Origin of the sequence: Vibrio vulnificus CMCP6, from assembly GCF_000039765.1 — a bacterium.
In the GTDB taxonomy this organism is placed as follows: domain Bacteria; phylum Pseudomonadota; class Gammaproteobacteria; order Enterobacterales; family Vibrionaceae; genus Vibrio; species Vibrio vulnificus_B.
This window is the reverse complement of sequence record NC_004460.2, coordinates 328,079-343,314: the sequence shown is the minus strand read 5'-3', so window position 1 is coordinate 343,314 and position 15,236 is coordinate 328,079. Positions and strand designations below refer to the sequence as shown.

Genomic DNA, 15,236 nt, shown 5'->3' with positions numbered 1-15,236 from the left:
GAAGTATGATGAACAAATGGCTGAGTTTACTGCTACTAATGCTAGCGCCTGCGGTGAGTGCACAACAAACAACGCGCGTTTATGCCGCATCGTCACTGACGAATGCCATCAATGATGTGATAGAGAGTTACGAACGTCAGAACCATCACAAAGTACAGGCAATTTACGGTGGCTCGTCGTCCCTCTCAAGGCAGTTGCTCAGCGGTGCACCGGGTGACATTTTTATCTCTGCCAATAACCAATGGATGGACTACCTGGTCCAACATGAGGTTATCAAAAGCGACAGTGTCACAAATTTACTTTCCAATAAGTTGGTTGTTATTACCAATAAAAACAACAATGTAACTCTTGATGTTTCATCCAAAGTCCAGTGGCAGAGGCTTCTAACAGGCAATTGGCTCGCCCTAGGCGATACCAACTCTGTACCTGCTGGTATGTACGCCAAACAAATGTTGCAAAATGCCGATGTGTGGAATGCGGTGTCGAGCCATGTCGCGCCGAGCAAAAACGTTCGCTTAGCCCTTGCGTTAGTAGAGCGAGATGAAGCAAAGTTAGGCATCGTTTACCAAACTGATGCGCGCATGTCGCAGAAAGTGAAGATACTCGTGACACCTGAGCAAGCGCTCTACGATCCCATTACTTACCCTGCTGGGTTGATCACTCAATCCGAATCCGCCAAAGCGTTCTTCAATTATCTTATGGGTCCAGAAGCCACTGCCATATTTCAAAAACATGGTTTTACAACGTTGGAGAAATCGTGAGCGAACTCGAATACCAAGCGTTAATACTTAGCCTAAAAGTGGGTTTTTATACGGTGATCTGGTTACTGCCATTTGGCGTGTTTTTCGCTTGGCTATTGGCACGAAAATGCTTTCCGGGCAAAACCCTACTTGATAGCGCAATACATCTTCCTTTGGTTCTTCCTCCGGTTGTGATTGGTTATTTGTTGCTTATTGCGATGGGGCGCCAAGGCGTGCTAGGAAGTTGGTTGTATGAAATGTTTGGCTTGTCCTTTGCGTTTAACTGGAAAGGGGCGGTATTGGCTTGTTGGGTCGTTGCGCTGCCTTTGATGGTGCGTTCTATTCGAATCAGTTTAGAAAGTGTCGACAGCAAACTAGAGCAAGCAGCGGCGACGCTCGGTGCATCACCAATAAAAGTCTTTCTCACCATCACATTACCTCTGATGCTGCCCGGGATCATTTCGGGATCGATGTTGGCTTTTGCACGCAGTCTCGGGGAGTTTGGGGCAACCATCAGTTTTGTTTCCAACATTCCTGGCGCAACACAAACTTTGCCTCTTGCCATGTTTAATTTTATCGAGACACCGGGTGCAGAAGCGCAAGCGGCAAGACTATGTGTGATTTCAATTGCTATCGCACTGTCTACTTTATTGGTATCAGAGTGGTTGAACAGAAAAGCCAAACAACGATTGGGAGCGAAGTGATGAAGGGTCTCCAAGTTGCGTTCAAACAAACGTTGGGTCATGTTGTTTTCGATATCGAATTACAACTTCCGAGCAAAGGTGTTAGCGCGATTTTTGGTCGTTCTGGTGCAGGTAAAACGTCAATTATCAATGTGATCAGCGGACTAACTCAACCCGAGCAAGGGCGTATAGCGCTGAACTCGGACGTGCTGTTTGATTCGGTTTTAGGTATTAATGTCCCCGTACACCAACGGAATATTGGTTACGTATTCCAAGATTCTCGCTTATTTCCTCACTATCATGTTGAAGGCAATTTGAAGTATGGCGTCAAACAGTACGACGCAGAGATGTTTGATAAAGTGGTGACGCTCCTCGCGCTACAACCATTACTAAAACGCTATCCTGCTTCTCTGTCTGGCGGTGAAAAACAACGCGTTGCGATTGGCCGTGCACTGTTATCATCACCCAAGATTCTATTAATGGACGAGCCGCTGGCCTCGCTCGATATGCCGCGGAAAAAAGAAGTGCTTCCCTTTCTTGAGAAGCTTTCGGAAAGCTTCGAAATACCCATTGTGTATGTCACCCATAGTCTGCAAGAGATCTTGCGACTAGCAGATCACCTCACGGTGTTGGATAGAGGTCAGATTGTCGCTTCCGGTTTGTTGTCTGAAGTGTGGTCTTCGCAAGCAATGCGCCCGTGGCAATCATTCTCCGAACAAAGCACTTTGTTTAATGCCAACATTGCAGAACAGCACCCTCAATACGCCTTGACTCGTGTCATGTTGTCGTCAACAGCGTCGCTGTGGGTGCAAAAGATTGACGCGCCCCTCGGTAGCGATATTCGTCTCCAGGTGCGGGCGAATGATGTTTCCATTACGCTCGTTCAACCGCAGAAAACCTCAATTCGTAATATTATTGAGGCGAAGGTCGAGCGTGTTGAGAAAAGACACCCTGCAGAAGATAAAGAGAGCATCGCGGTTAAACTGGCGTTGACCCAAGATTGCTTTCTATGGGCGACCATTACCCCGTGGGCGTTGGCCGATCTTAATCTTAAACAGGGTGACCGTGTGTTTGCACAGATCAAAGGGGTGAGTGTGACTCAAAGGGATATCGCACTCACACATTAGTCTATTGATGTCATGAATTGCTTGGTGACAATGTCACCTTTTGTCGCTTCTGACGTTTTTTAGAAGAGAGCAACCCGACAATTTGCGGCAGAAGTGACATTAAAATCATCCCGGCCATCAGGGAAAACTGATGAAAAGTATAAGATTCGCCAACCAGCAGAACCCCACACACGATACCGGCAACGGGATTTGCAATCCCACCGAACGTAAAATCGACCACAGACATTCGTTGTAATAGCCAAACGTACAAGCCATATCCCAGCGCTGTATTCATTAAAACTATCCAACCGAGGCCAATGAAATTTTGGCCATCTAACTGTTGCCATGCTTGATAGTAGGGAGTGGGCTCAACAACGAACTGAGCGAACGATGCAAGCGACAATACGATACCACCAAAGATCAACTGCCAGGTAAGGATAAGCCACCAGTGCATCTCTGTTCCGAGTGATTTGGTGATACGACTGCCAATAATAATGCAGAAAATCGCAGACAACATGGCCAACAATCCGATGGGACTAAGAGCCAAGTGGCTAGGGTCAAACAAGAACCAAGCAAAACTAATCAATCCGAAACCGCATAAAGCTTGAACTTTACTTGGCGCTTGTTTGGCGACAACCCAATGAAAAAGCATCGCGAAAACAGGCACTGATATCATGCCTACACCAGAGATTGCAGATGGTAGCGTCAACGCCATCACGAAAATGAGTGCAAAAAAGGCCGCAATGTTGATGGTTCCAAGTTTAAGCAAGGTGATTATTTGGCGACGATTCGGCAACGTGGGTTTAACCAATAGTAAAAGCAACCCTGCGGGGAGCGCTCTTAATGCACCCAGTAACAGCGGTGGCCAGTCAGCCAACGTTGCTTGTGTAACAGCGTAGGTCGTTCCCCAAAAAAAGGCAGGTATCATAGCGATAAGTATGTTCATATTAAATATCTTTACATTGAGATAATTAAACTCAATGTATGCCTATTTTTGATGAAAGTAAAGTATCTTTATATTAAGATATCTCGCAAGCTAATGATTGAGATAAGATGATGGATGCAATTGATCGTGTAGTAGAGCAGTGGGATAGAGAGCGACCAGAGTTAGATACCGAGCCTATGGCTATCATGGGGCGCGTATTCCGCATCACCAAATACTTGGAAAGCGCAGTGGGTGAGGTGCACAAACGTTACGATCTCAAGATGGGAGAGTTTGACGTGGTTGCGACTCTGCGTAGAAGTGGCGCGCCATATCGTCTGACGCCATCGGAGTTATTGGGGTCTTTGATGCTGACTTCTGGGGCAATGACCAACCGTTTAGATAAGCTTGAGCAAAAAGGTCTGATTTCGCGCCAACACAGCAAGGAAGATCGACGCAGCGTTACTGTCGAGCTCACAGAACATGGATTGGTGACAGTGAATAAGCTGATAGAAGAACATGTTGCGATTCAACATGCGCTATTGAAAAATCTTTCACAGCCACAGAAACAAGCTTTGAACGCTGTGCTTAAAGAGTGGTTGGGGCAGTTCGAATAAGATAAAAAAAGCTGCTCATGTGAGCAGCTTTTTACATTACTTAGCGAATACGTCGCGGAAATCGCGTTTCAGAATAGGGTCGCGACGCGCTTTCTTAAGCTGTTTTACCATGTCCTTAACACAATTAAAGAGTACGTGGTCTAGCAGTTGAGCGCGGTAGGCATCTTTCTCTTCTTCACTCATGCCTTCTGGAAGATTCATTGTAGGGAACTCTTCCATCACGTTAACGCCGGCGAACGCTTGGCTTACAGAGATCAGTGCGTGGAACTGTTCAAAATTGTCTAGTACGTTTTGCGCGCTTGCAGGTAGTGAATCCCAAGCTTCACGGACGGCTTCTTCAGAAACTTCATGGATAGACGTTACCATCTCAAACATTGCTTCTGGAACCTGGTCAAACTCGATAACCTGACGTAATTCAGGTGAAATCGTTGCTAGGTCGATGGGTTGTTTTTCTGGAGTATTTGCTTCTGACATGACACGTCTCTCATTTAAAAAAGCGGAATAGTAAGGTGATCTTCAAAAAAGTCAACGTATTACGGTATAAGCTGGATGAAACCAGCAAGTTGATATGATATACCTTTAGTAACAGATGTGAAGTCCGATAGAGGAAACGATGATATCAACTGGCTCATCCATGCGCATTATGCTGGTCGATGACGTGCAACTCGATAGAATGCAGCTTGCCATTCGCTTGAAACAGCTTGGGCATATTGTCGAGGCGGTTTCGAGTGGTAGAGAAGCATTGCGCTTGTACGAAGAGTTTGACCCTGAGCTGGTTTTGCTTGATATCAGTATGCCAGAAATGGATGGCTTTGATGTTTCCAAAGCGATTCGTACTCAGTTTGAAGAGTGGGTACCCATTATATTCCTCAGTAGTCATGAAGAACCTGAAGTGATCGCAAAAGCGATAGAAGCCGGGGGAGATGACTACTTAACCAAGCCCGTCGATAAATTGGTACTCAGCTCTAAGTTGATCGCGATGCAGCGCATTGCACATATGCGTCGAGAGCTAAAAAAGAAAACCGCGAAACTGGCTGAGCTAAATGCGTTATTGCAACAGCAGGCAAACGAAGATGGCCTAACGAAGATTTACAATCGCCGTTATATCGATGAGCAGTTGGGGCAAATGTTAGGCTGGTACGGACGGCACCGTTTACCAATCAGTGTCATCCTTTTGGATATCGATAACTTCAAATTGTTTAACGACAACTATGGCCATATTGAAGGGGACAAATGTCTTCAAGCCACGGCGAATACAATTAAGAGTTTGTTTCAACGTAATGCTGACTGTGTCGGTCGCTACGGCGGTGAAGAGTTTGTCGTGTTACTTGGTGGCAGTGATGCAGAGCAAGCCGTTAAAGCAGCGGAAAGAATTCATAAAGCGGTTGCGGACCTCAGTTACCCGCATGCATTTTCTGCTGTATCTGATGTTGTTACCTTGTCACAAGGTGTCTACACTTTTATTCCAAATGGTAGGGAAGAACTGCAGACAATTTATCAGTTTGCTGATAAGGCGCTTTATCAAGCCAAGTTAGAAGGTAAAAACCGTTACGTGACTTTCAGAGCATCTTAATTATGCTACGTTTTCCTTTTGCTGTGAGTACCTCAGTTTTTGCCATAATCTTGCTGCCTTCCTTTGCATTGTCTGCCCAAGAGCTCAATGACCTAATCCAAAAAGAGCTGGAGCGAAACTTTGCAACGGCCATTGTTCTTACCGACAGTGATGTTTTTACTGTTGGCTTTCACGACTTTGACCCGAATGAATGGCTAAATCTCGACAATGAAGAGCTGGGAAGTGCCGATTCAGTCAATTTGCGCAAAAAAATTGGTGTATCAACGCTCCCGTTTGAGTTTGCCTTGTACGAGGATTCCGACAGCCAAATAAAACACAGCCTGCAAGGTCGTTTATCTGCTCTAGGTATTGAACAAGACGTTTCCATCGCAGATGTTGGGGTGTCCGATAGCCATCGCGAGTATGTGCTTGGCGCATTTCTTGAGTACACAAACTCACGACAACTGAGCGAAAACTGGACTTTTGATGCCTCCATTGGGGCGCATTTAATGTATTACCGAAGTGACTATACCTATCGCAGCGATGCATTGGCGGATTATAAAAGTGTCATCGATGGTTATTTGGTTAATACCGATGCTTGGGCTTTGGTCGCTGAGCCTAATGTACAAGCCAAATATTTACAAATGAAGCCTTGGGGAAAGTGGTATTACTGGAGCTCGGCACATTATTTTTATGGCCAAGGTTGGGGTGAAGCAAACCGAGGGCAGGTTGGTAACCCAGAAGGTTGGTATTGGGTTAACGGTGTCAAAATGTTCTACGACTTCGAAAAGTGGGGACGTGCAGTTCAATCTGTTTACACGAGTTTTAATCGGGTTGATGTTGGAGGCGATACTTCCGAGTCGCTCGGTACGCATCACTATTATGAAGCGAGTGTCGGATGGTTAATGACACCGCCTTTCAAAACGCAGTGGGTAGACAATGTTGGTATCGGCTTAAGCCTTAATTATGGTAGTGCTCTGAAGGGCGGGAGTTTAGTGCTCTTCTTTAACCAAGATTGACGCCATAAATTTCAAATATTTGGCAAGGGAAAGAGTCTGACAAATCGGTATTTATTCGACCTTCGTCATGACTTGGTTTCTACCTGCTTTCTTCGCTTTATACAAGGCTTCGTCTGCCAAGCTACGAATGGTATCTGGATCTTTCGAAGAACGGCTGTCTGACACACCAATACTGACCGTTACATTGACCGTGTTCATTGTATTTTCTTGAGTGCCACGACGTTTCTTTCCTTCACTCGCTTTGCTTGGGCGTGTCGTGTCATTCCTTAAAACGAGATCGTAGTTCGCAATATCTTCTCGAATGTCATCTAGGTAACCTTGTACTTCTTTCGAGGTTTTCCCTTTAAACACCACGGTAAATTCTTCTCCACCATAACGATAAACCTTTGCTCCGCCCTTAATTAAGAGCAAGCGAGAGCCAACAAGTTTCAAAACGTCATCGCCAGTGTCATGCCCATAGGTGTCGTTAAATTTTTTAAAATGATCCACATCGATCATGGCGATAGAAAAACGTCGACCTAAGTGTTTAACGTCCATTTCTAACGCGCGGCGGCTTGGTAGTTGTGTCAGCACATCGATAAATGCCAGCTCATGACTGGCCTGGACCACATGCATAATCAGCAAAATTCCTGCCAAGGTGAACATGGTACTGGAGATGAACTTCACATCAAAAAACGTAAAGGTGGTTGAAGCTAAGAGCAAACACGTATAAATCGACACCTCAATAGGGCGATTGTGCTTCAGAACCAAAATCGCCGTGGCCAAAACGATGGCAGTGCAATAGGCCACAAGCAAAAGAGGCAATTTTGAAATCGCAGCGACAGAGAAGAGCAATCCATTATTCCAATGCTCAAAACCTGCTTCTTGAAAGTAGCTAAGGAAGATGAAAGACCAAACTGTTAACACGCCAAGGACCAATCCGTAAGTGGCAATGGACTTGCTGTGCATGCCTGAAGCGTTAAACAGATAGACGACAAAACAAGCCACTGGCAGTAAGAAAGCAAGTAAAGAGAGCTCGAGTAAAACACTCCCACTGCTTAACGGAATTTGCAGGCGGTTTTGAATAACAGAGTAGGTAATGATCATTGCCATTGCGATCATCGCAATGCGGCCTTGTTTGAATACACTACAGAGTAAAAAAACGGTCCCGAGCAAGATATAAGGCAAGTTTGCAGCCAACCCCCAGTTTGCTTGTGTCATGACGATGATGTTATCCATCCCCATTGCCACAATCCCGAGTAAACCGACGGGAAAGAAGATTTTAAACTGAGCACTACTAACTACCGGAGACGTCATTAACCGCTGACTTCCTATAACACTAACGAATGGGTATGAAGAACCTAGTAGAATACGATTATTTCTGGATTTTCCAAGCCTTTTGCTAAACTTAAGTAGTGATTTATTGATAATGACAGTAAAAGTGAATGACAAAGCTTGGTTTCAAAAAGCCGCTGCGTATACTGTTGATGTACCGAGCATAATAAAAACAAGGAGATGCTTTAATGCAAATCAGTGTCGATGTTCATAATTACATGGAAACTCTGGTTGGTCAGGTTCTCGCTCAGGATGAGTATGTGAGTAAGTACACGTCGGAACAATTGGCCGATTTAGCGTGTTTAGCGCTTGTGCAACTCAAACCTGTTTATATCCGCTTTGATATCGATTTTTTATCTGCACTACCTGAAGAGAGGGTAGTTCAGTTCAAACACAACAGTGAAGTTGCCGTTAAAAATGCCGAAAGCATGATCGTTGAAGATAGAAGACAACATCGTTCAGACGATATTCCCGTGGTTTTCTTTCACGTGAATTACGATGACAACGCGCCGCTTGAATGGTTTGAGAAACCGATATTGAAATTCAACAAACCACATGAGTGAGGAATAATGGGGTTATTTTCACGCCTGTTTGGGTCTTCAAAAGATAGTGAAGCAAAGAAAGAAATTGAGCCAATTGAGCATAAAGGCTTTTTGATTTATGCCGAGAGTTTACAAGAAGGCGGTCAATATCGCGTCGCTGGTAGAATTACAAAAGAGGTAGAGGGCGAACTAAAAAGTCATCGATTCATCCGATCGGATGTTTTGACCTCTGAAGCAGATGCAAACGAGTTGATGGTCAAAAAGGCGCAAATGTTCATTGACCAGATGAGAGACGAGATATTTAGCTAAAAGTTTCTCGGGTTTTGATTCCTGTCATCATCACAAGAGCCATTAGTGTTTATGCTGGTGGCTCTTTTTGTTTGTTACGCAAAAATTTAATCTATGTGGTTGTAAAATAACCAATAATTCAAGGTCTGGTAGGACCTCTGTCTTGTTGATATGTCGTTGTTTTATTTCGCGGGGTGCGTAGAGTTCCTTCATTACATAGGGTTATATGTAATGAAAATTTGTATTTTAACTACAAAACACTTGAAGTCGCATCCTGCGTTAGATACAAAAAGATGATTAACAAGGCCAATAGTCAAGGAATAGCTATGCAAATTGGTGTACCAAGAGAACTACTCGCGGGAGAAACGCGAGTCGCTGCTTCGCCAAGTTCGGTTGAGCAGCTAATTAAATTGGGGTTTGACGTTGTTGTCGAAACCCAAGCGGGGGCGTTAGCCAGCTTTGATGATTCAGCATATGAATCAGCTGGTGCGAAAATGGTTTCTAAAGAAGAAGCTTGGAATTCTGAGCTGATACTTAAAGTCAATGCGCCAATTATCGATGAAGAGAAAAGCATTGACGAGATTGCGTTGATCAAAGAAGGCGCAACGTTGGTTAGCTTTATTTGGCCAGCTCAAAACCCTCAGTTGATGGAACAACTCTCTAGTAAGAACATCAATGTGCTGGCTATGGATGCGGTGCCACGTATCTCTCGTGCTCAGGCACTGGATGCGTTGTCTTCAATGGCCAACATCGCCGGTTATCGAGCGGTTGTTGAAGCAGCACATGAGTTTGGGCGTTTCTTTACAGGGCAGATTACTGCTGCAGGTAAGGTACCACCAGCGAAAGTGTTTGTCGCCGGTGCGGGTGTTGCTGGTTTGGCTGCTATCGGTGCTGCTGGTAGCCTAGGTGCTATTGTTCGTGCTTTTGACGTTCGTCCAGAAGTTAAAGAACAAGTGGAATCCATGGGTGCAGAGTTTCTTTCTGTTGATTACCAAGAAGCTGCTGGTTCTGGTGACGGTTATGCGAAAGAGATGTCTGATGACTTCAACAAGAAAGCTGCGGAGCTGTATGCTGCACAGGCGAAAGATGTTGATATCATTATCACAACCGCACTGATTCCAGGTAAGCCAGCGCCTAAGCTGATTACCAAGGAAATGGTAGATAGCATGAAAGCGGGCAGTGTGATTGTTGACCTTGCTGCTGCTAACGGTGGTAACTGCGAATACACAATCGCAAACCAAGTTATCACGACGGCTAACGGCGTAAAAGTGATCGGTTACACCGACATGGTTGGTCGTTTGCCGACTCAATCTTCACAACTTTATGCAACAAACTTAGTTAACCTTTTCAAACTGTTGTGTAAAGAAAAAGATGGCAACATCAATATCGATTTCGAAGATGTTGTACTACGTGGTGTCACGGTGGTTAAAGATGGTGAAATCACCTGGCCTGCGCCACCAATTCAAGTTTCTGCTCAGCCTCAAGCCAAACCAAAAGCGGTTGAAAAGCCAGCACTAAAAGTACAAGAGCCCGTTTCTCCAGTGAAAAAACTGGCCGGACTTGCAGTGGGTGTCGGTGCATTCGCATGGATTGCATCCGTTGCGCCAGCCGCGTTCCTCGCACATTTTACGGTATTCGTTTTAGCGTGTGTTGTGGGGTACTACGTGGTATGGAATGTCACACACGCACTTCACACTCCGCTGATGTCGGTAACCAATGCGATTTCGGGGATCATCGTTGTCGGTGCCTTGTTACAGATTGGCCAAGGAAATGGGGCAGTGACGTTTTTGGCGTTTATTGCTGTGTTGATCGCGAGCATTAATATTTTTGGTGGCTTTACGGTAACCAAACGCATGCTCGAAATGTTCCGCAAAGATAAATAATAGGGAGTAACCAATGTCTGCAGGATTAGTACAGGCGGCCTATATCGTTGCTGCACTATTTTTTATTCTGAGCCTTGCTGGTCTATCTAAGCAAGAATCAGCAAGATCAGGGAACTACTACGGCATTGCCGGTATGGCAATTGCGCTACTTGCAACCATCTTCAGTCCTAGTGCGGAAGGTTTTGCTTGGGTCATTGTTGCCATGGTGATTGGTGGTGGTATTGGTATCCACTACGCTAAGAAAGTTGAAATGACAGAAATGCCAGAATTAGTGGCCATTCTACATAGTTTTGTGGGTATGGCGGCTGTTTTGGTTGGTTACAACAGCTATCTTGAACCACCTGCGCCAGTCTCTCTTGACCCAGCGGGAATGCACGCAGAACACGTAATTCACTTAGTTGAAGTATTTTTGGGCGTGTTCATTGGTGCGGTAACCTTTACTGGGTCGATTGTCGCATTCGGAAAGTTACGCGGTATCATTTCTTCATCGCCACTTAACTTGCCTCATAAACACAAGATGAATCTCGCAGCTATCGTTGTTTCGACTCTGCTTATGATTCACTTTGTTAACGCAGACGGCAGTATGTTTGCCTTAATTGTGATGACGCTGATTGCTTTCGCATTTGGTTACCACTTGGTGGCATCGATCGGTGGTGCGGATATGCCAGTTGTGGTCTCTATGCTGAACTCTTACTCTGGTTGGGCAGCTGCCGCGGCAGGTTTCATGCTAGCAAACGATCTGTTGATCGTGACTGGTGCTCTCGTTGGTTCTTCAGGTGCAATTCTTTCGTACATCATGTGTAAAGCGATGAACCGCTCGTTTATCAGCGTTATCGCCGGTGGCTTTGGCCAGGAAGTCGTGATTTCCGGTGATGAAGAGTATGGTGAGCATCGTGAAATCAATGCAGAAGATGTAGCGGATATGCTGAAAAACTCCAAGTCAGTCATCATCACTCCTGGATATGGCATGGCAGTAGCACAAGCTCAATACCCAGTTCACGAGATCACAGAAAAACTGCGTGCGCAAGGTGTGAATGTTCGTTTCGGTATTCACCCAGTAGCGGGTCGTCTACCAGGTCACATGAACGTGCTGCTCGCTGAAGCAAAAGTGCCTTATGACATCGTTCTGGAAATGGATGAGATCAATGACGACTTCTCAGACACGGATACCGTGTTGGTTATTGGTGCGAATGACACCGTTAACCCAGCTGCGCTAGAAGATCCAAACAGCCCAATCGCCGGCATGCCAGTATTGGAAGTTTGGCATGCAAAAAACGTTATTGTTTTCAAACGTTCAATGAATACTGGCTACGCTGGAGTTCAGAACCCATTGTTCTTTAAAGAGAACACATCAATGCTCTTTGGTGATGCCAAAGATAGCGTGGATGCGATTTCAAAAGCGTTATAATTTACCTAAAAGACGAAGGCCAGCTGAAAAGCTGGCCTTTTTGTTGTTTTTCTAATCGATCCAATCAAATACCGAATCCCACAAATGTAAACTTTCATGAATATGTTGTATATTGGGGGCAATAATAACGACGTCGTACAATGTTTTGATTAAAAAACTCTGCTTATCATTGCTGCTTTCTGTGAACCTAGTACCCAGTGCTCTGGCAGACTCGTTGCCGGAGCGCATTGATTTTTTCACAGAGTTATTTGATTATGATTCCGCAAGCAAAACATACGACATCCGCGATTTACAGTCGTCATTCCCTACTAAACTTCTTTCGCCTGACTCAATGCTGCCACAAACGGCGAATTACCCACTGAAAGACATACAACAACTGTATCAACTGTCCAAAACCTGCAATGGCAAGCTACCACTCAGCCCATTGATCACGGAGCCATTAGTTTTCACTCGTTCAGTTTGTAAAGGGGTGAAGCTTAATACTCGCTGGTTTTCTCGTTCCGCATTGATTCATCCGGGTGGCGGGACTTACGCCGCTCGCTACATTCAAAAGTTTCCAGAAGAGCATGAAAATCTAAAAAAATTCATGCACATCAAGGAACGAATGGATGAGGAAGGTAACGAACTATTAAGCAGTCTGAGAGCAATGGATGATGAAACCATCAATGCTTTGATTGCTGGTTCGATCATGTTTTTGGATAAAGATGATCTTTGGCTAAGGCGAGGGGACTATTACCACGTATTCGACAAGAGTGTTTGGTCTACCAACGTTGAAACTGCGGGATTGTCCTTAAGTGTTCGCGCGGATAACGCAAGTTGTTTTGTTCAGCGAGGAAATATTTGCTGGGATGTAGAAGACCATTCGCAAATCTTACGTTTCTCTATGATCGTATTGGTTATTGCCAATATCATGCTGGTGGCCGGATGGGCAGTGTACCGTTGGAATAGCAAGCGCCAAGAGCTGAGAAGTCGTATGTTGGTACTTCAGATTCTTACACATGAACTTCGCACTCCGATTGCCAGTTTATCACTAACGGTAGAGGGCTTTCGTCGAGAGTTTGAGCACTTACCGGAAACAGTTTATGATGAGTTTCGACGTTTATGTGAAGATACTCGCCGACTAAGACAACTAGCCGAAGCGAGTAAGGATTACCTCCAGTCGGATAACCAGCAGCTTGCGACCGATTGGATTCCTTCTGTAGAAGAGTGGTTGCTTTTTAAAATTGAAGACGAGTTTCCAGAAGGTGTTGAGTTTAAAATTAACCAAGATGTATCAGCAAAAATTAATGTCTATTGGTTAGGAACCTGCGTTGATAACTTGATTAGAAACGCAGTGAAATACGGCGTTGCCCCCGTGACACTGGATGTACAAACAGGTGACAGTAAATTAACAATCCGAGTCACCGATAATGGCAAACTCACCAGCAGGGACTGGTCACATTTACGCAAGCCATTTGTCAGCAAAAGCGGTTTGGGACTTGGCTTAACAATTGTTGAATCTATGGTCGGGCGAATGGGCGGTAAAATGAAGCTCGTTGGTCCACCAACTACGTTTATTTTGGAGATACCTTGTGAAACAGACGTTGCTTCTCGTTGAAGATGATAAAAACCTAGCAGACGGTCTATTAGTAAGTTTAGAGCAGGCCGGTTACGAGTGTTTGCACGCTGAGCGCATTTCTGAAGTTGAATCGCTTTGGCCTCAGGCTGATCTGGTGATCCTTGATAGACAATTACCAGATGGCGATTCTATTTCGCATTTACCTGGCTGGAAGAAAACTAAAAACGTGCCAGTGATTTTGCTTACGGCACTGGTTACTGTCAAAGATAAAGTCGCAGGCTTGGATTCCGGTGCTAACGATTATTTGACCAAACCGTTTGCAGAAGCAGAACTATTTGCGCGAATTCGTGCCCAGCTTCGTTCTCCTGAATCCAGCGAGCAAGGGAGTAGCGACAAAGTAGAGACAGAAAACCTAGTCATAGATAAATCGACTCGTGAAGTCTTTTTTAAAGGTGAGCAAATTACACTGACAAGAACAGAATTTGATCTCCTATTATTTTTGGCGAGCAATCTAGGTCGAGTTTTTACTCGTGATGAGCTGTTAGATCATGTTTGGGGTTACAACCACTTCCCAACTACTCGAACCGTAGACACACATGTATTGCAGTTGCGACAGAAGCTTGCGGGCTTAGAGATCGAAACACTTCGCGGTGTTGGCTATAAGATGAAAGGTTAATGCGTAAGTCACTTTTAGTTCCATTCTTTGCCATTTCACTTACTCAACCAGTCTACGCTGTAGACTGGTTTGAACAAAACACCCCTCTTACGCAAGCACACCAACATCTGTTGGAAGATAATTTGCCCGGCATGTTCGAGTCGTTAGTCGAAGTATGGCAATCATCACCAACAGATACGTTGAAAGAGCATTTAAACAGTTTGTTAATCCAATCTTTGAATAGGGATTGTGGCAAATCGCTCACTAAGAAAACGCTGCCGAATTGGTTGACTGGAGTGAAAGTTATCAGGCAAACCATTCAAAGCCCAGGAAGAGACACCTATCGTTTAGTGATAGATATCCGAGCCAATGTCGAAGTAAAAAGCCTCGCGGTGAGAAAGTGGGTCGATCGAAGTGTCTCATCAGATAGTGTTTTTACTGAAATAAGTGGTGACGGCGTCACTAATGGCGGCGACGAAAAACAATATCAGAAGCGCTATAACCTCACTGGTAAGCTGGACTCAGGCCTTTACCAATTAGTGGTTCAACCAGCAGGGCAAGAAGTGTGGAGTGGTTGGGTGATATTGGGAGAACCAATTGCCCCACAATATGTAAGATGGTCATCAAAAGAAAATTGGACCGTAGAAAAAGTTGCTTTAAACAACCCATACTGTCCACTGCCCGAAATGAATGTTGGTTTGTATGACTATGTTGATGGTCAGTATCAACGAGTTTGGAATAAAACCTATGAATCTGACTATCCGAATAGTCTCGAATTAGAGGGGATTCCAAACGAGCGTTATGTACTCGCGGTTAGTATGAACACAAAACGTTGGCAAGGTGAAATCCTCGTTGAGCAATCACAAACCATTAGCCGTACATACGACATTACACAAGAATAAAAACTTGAAAAATCTTTAATCCTGCCGATATTACTAGAAAAGGAATC

The 15,236-nt window shown here is 44.8% G+C and carries 16 protein-coding genes; 13 read left to right on the top strand and 3 right to left on the bottom strand.

Annotation, left to right across the window (positions count from 1 at the left end; genetic code table 11):
• The first annotated feature begins 5 nt into the window (after positions 1–5).
• Genes modA through modC form a run of 3 tightly spaced genes read left to right on the top strand, consistent with a single transcriptional unit; the run spans position 6 to position 2,550 of the window.
• The gene (gene modA / locus VV1_RS16690) at positions 6–761 is read left to right on the top strand and encodes a molybdate ABC transporter substrate-binding protein (RefSeq protein WP_011081290.1); all 756 of its coding nucleotides are present in this window, start codon (positions 6–8) and stop codon (positions 759–761) included.
• Complete coding sequence (modB, locus tag VV1_RS16685) at positions 758–1,444, top strand: molybdate ABC transporter permease subunit (protein ID WP_011081289.1); 687 nt, start codon at positions 758–760, stop codon at positions 1,442–1,444. The genes modA and modB overlap by 4 nt, the downstream gene beginning before the upstream one ends.
• On the top strand, positions 1,444–2,550 hold the full coding sequence (modC, locus tag VV1_RS16680; protein WP_011081288.1) for a molybdenum ABC transporter ATP-binding protein ModC: 1,107 nt from the start codon (positions 1,444–1,446) through the stop codon (positions 2,548–2,550). Before modB ends, modC begins: the two co-directional genes overlap by 1 nt.
• Before the next feature lie 10 nt (positions 2,551–2,560).
• Here modC and VV1_RS16675 read toward each other — a convergent pair whose 3' ends face one another.
• Positions 2,561–3,475 (bottom strand): DMT family transporter, encoded by a 915-nt coding sequence (locus VV1_RS16675; RefSeq protein ID WP_011081287.1) that lies wholly within the window; start codon positions 3,473–3,475, stop codon positions 2,561–2,563.
• Positions 3,476–3,585: 110 nt separating this feature from the next.
• Between VV1_RS16675 and VV1_RS16670 the strand changes: the two genes are divergently transcribed.
• The gene (locus VV1_RS16670) at positions 3,586–4,068 is read left to right on the top strand and encodes a MarR family winged helix-turn-helix transcriptional regulator (protein WP_026130479.1); all 483 of its coding nucleotides are present in this window, start codon (positions 3,586–3,588) and stop codon (positions 4,066–4,068) included.
• Positions 4,069–4,104: 36 nt separating this feature from the next.
• On the opposite strand, the gene VV1_RS16665 is transcribed toward VV1_RS16670, so the two are convergent.
• Positions 4,105–4,542: a DUF3069 domain-containing protein gene (locus VV1_RS16665; RefSeq protein ID WP_011081285.1), complete on the bottom strand. Its 438-nt coding sequence runs from the start codon at positions 4,540–4,542 to the stop codon at positions 4,105–4,107.
• A gap of 139 nt (positions 4,543–4,681) precedes the next feature.
• On the opposite strand from VV1_RS16665, the gene VV1_RS16660 reads away from it, so the two are divergent.
• A complete protein-coding gene (locus tag VV1_RS16660; protein ID WP_011081284.1) occupies positions 4,682–5,641 on the top strand; it encodes a GGDEF domain-containing response regulator in 960 nt (319 codons plus the stop codon).
• A 2-nt stretch (positions 5,642–5,643) separates the two neighbouring features.
• On the top strand, positions 5,644–6,639 hold the full coding sequence (locus VV1_RS16655) for a Solitary outer membrane autotransporter beta-barrel domain (protein ID WP_011081283.1): 996 nt from the start codon (positions 5,644–5,646) through the stop codon (positions 6,637–6,639).
• Positions 6,640–6,690: 51 nt separating this feature from the next.
• Here the strand turns inward: VV1_RS16655 and VV1_RS16650 are convergent, their stop codons facing one another.
• Positions 6,691–7,935, bottom strand: coding sequence for a GGDEF domain-containing protein (locus VV1_RS16650; protein WP_011081282.1), 1,245 nt, complete (start codon positions 7,933–7,935; stop codon positions 6,691–6,693).
• A gap of 206 nt (positions 7,936–8,141) precedes the next feature.
• On the opposite strand from VV1_RS16650, the gene VV1_RS16645 reads away from it, so the two are divergent.
• The 7 genes from VV1_RS16645 (at position 8,142) to VV1_RS16615 (ending at position 15,189) form a co-directional block, all read left to right on the top strand.
• Complete coding sequence (locus tag VV1_RS16645; protein ID WP_011081281.1) at positions 8,142–8,516, top strand: late competence development ComFB family protein; 375 nt, start codon at positions 8,142–8,144, stop codon at positions 8,514–8,516.
• 6 nt (positions 8,517–8,522) lie between these two features.
• Entirely contained in the window at positions 8,523–8,804 is a 282-nt protein-coding gene (locus tag VV1_RS16640) for an HlyU family transcriptional regulator (protein ID WP_011081280.1), read from the top strand.
• Positions 8,805–9,109: 305 nt separating this feature from the next.
• Positions 9,110–10,666 (top strand): Re/Si-specific NAD(P)(+) transhydrogenase subunit alpha, encoded by a 1,557-nt coding sequence (locus tag VV1_RS16635; protein ID WP_011081279.1) that lies wholly within the window; start codon positions 9,110–9,112, stop codon positions 10,664–10,666.
• Between the two features lie 13 nt (positions 10,667–10,679).
• Complete coding sequence (gene pntB / locus VV1_RS16630; protein WP_011081278.1) at positions 10,680–12,074, top strand: Re/Si-specific NAD(P)(+) transhydrogenase subunit beta; 1,395 nt, start codon at positions 10,680–10,682, stop codon at positions 12,072–12,074.
• 124 nt (positions 12,075–12,198) lie between these two features.
• The gene (gene vxrA, locus VV1_RS16625; RefSeq protein ID WP_301280324.1) at positions 12,199–13,671 is read left to right on the top strand and encodes a sensor histidine kinase VxrA; all 1,473 of its coding nucleotides are present in this window, start codon (positions 12,199–12,201) and stop codon (positions 13,669–13,671) included.
• Entirely contained in the window at positions 13,646–14,308 is a 663-nt protein-coding gene (gene vxrB, locus VV1_RS16620; RefSeq protein WP_011081276.1) for a response regulator transcription factor VxrB, read from the top strand. The genes vxrA and vxrB overlap by 26 nt, the downstream gene beginning before the upstream one ends.
• Positions 14,308–15,189, top strand: a complete 882-nt coding sequence (locus VV1_RS16615) for a DUF2861 family protein (protein ID WP_011081275.1) — start codon at positions 14,308–14,310, stop codon at positions 15,187–15,189. Before vxrB ends, VV1_RS16615 begins: the two co-directional genes overlap by 1 nt.
• Positions 15,190–15,236 lie beyond the last annotated feature (47 nt).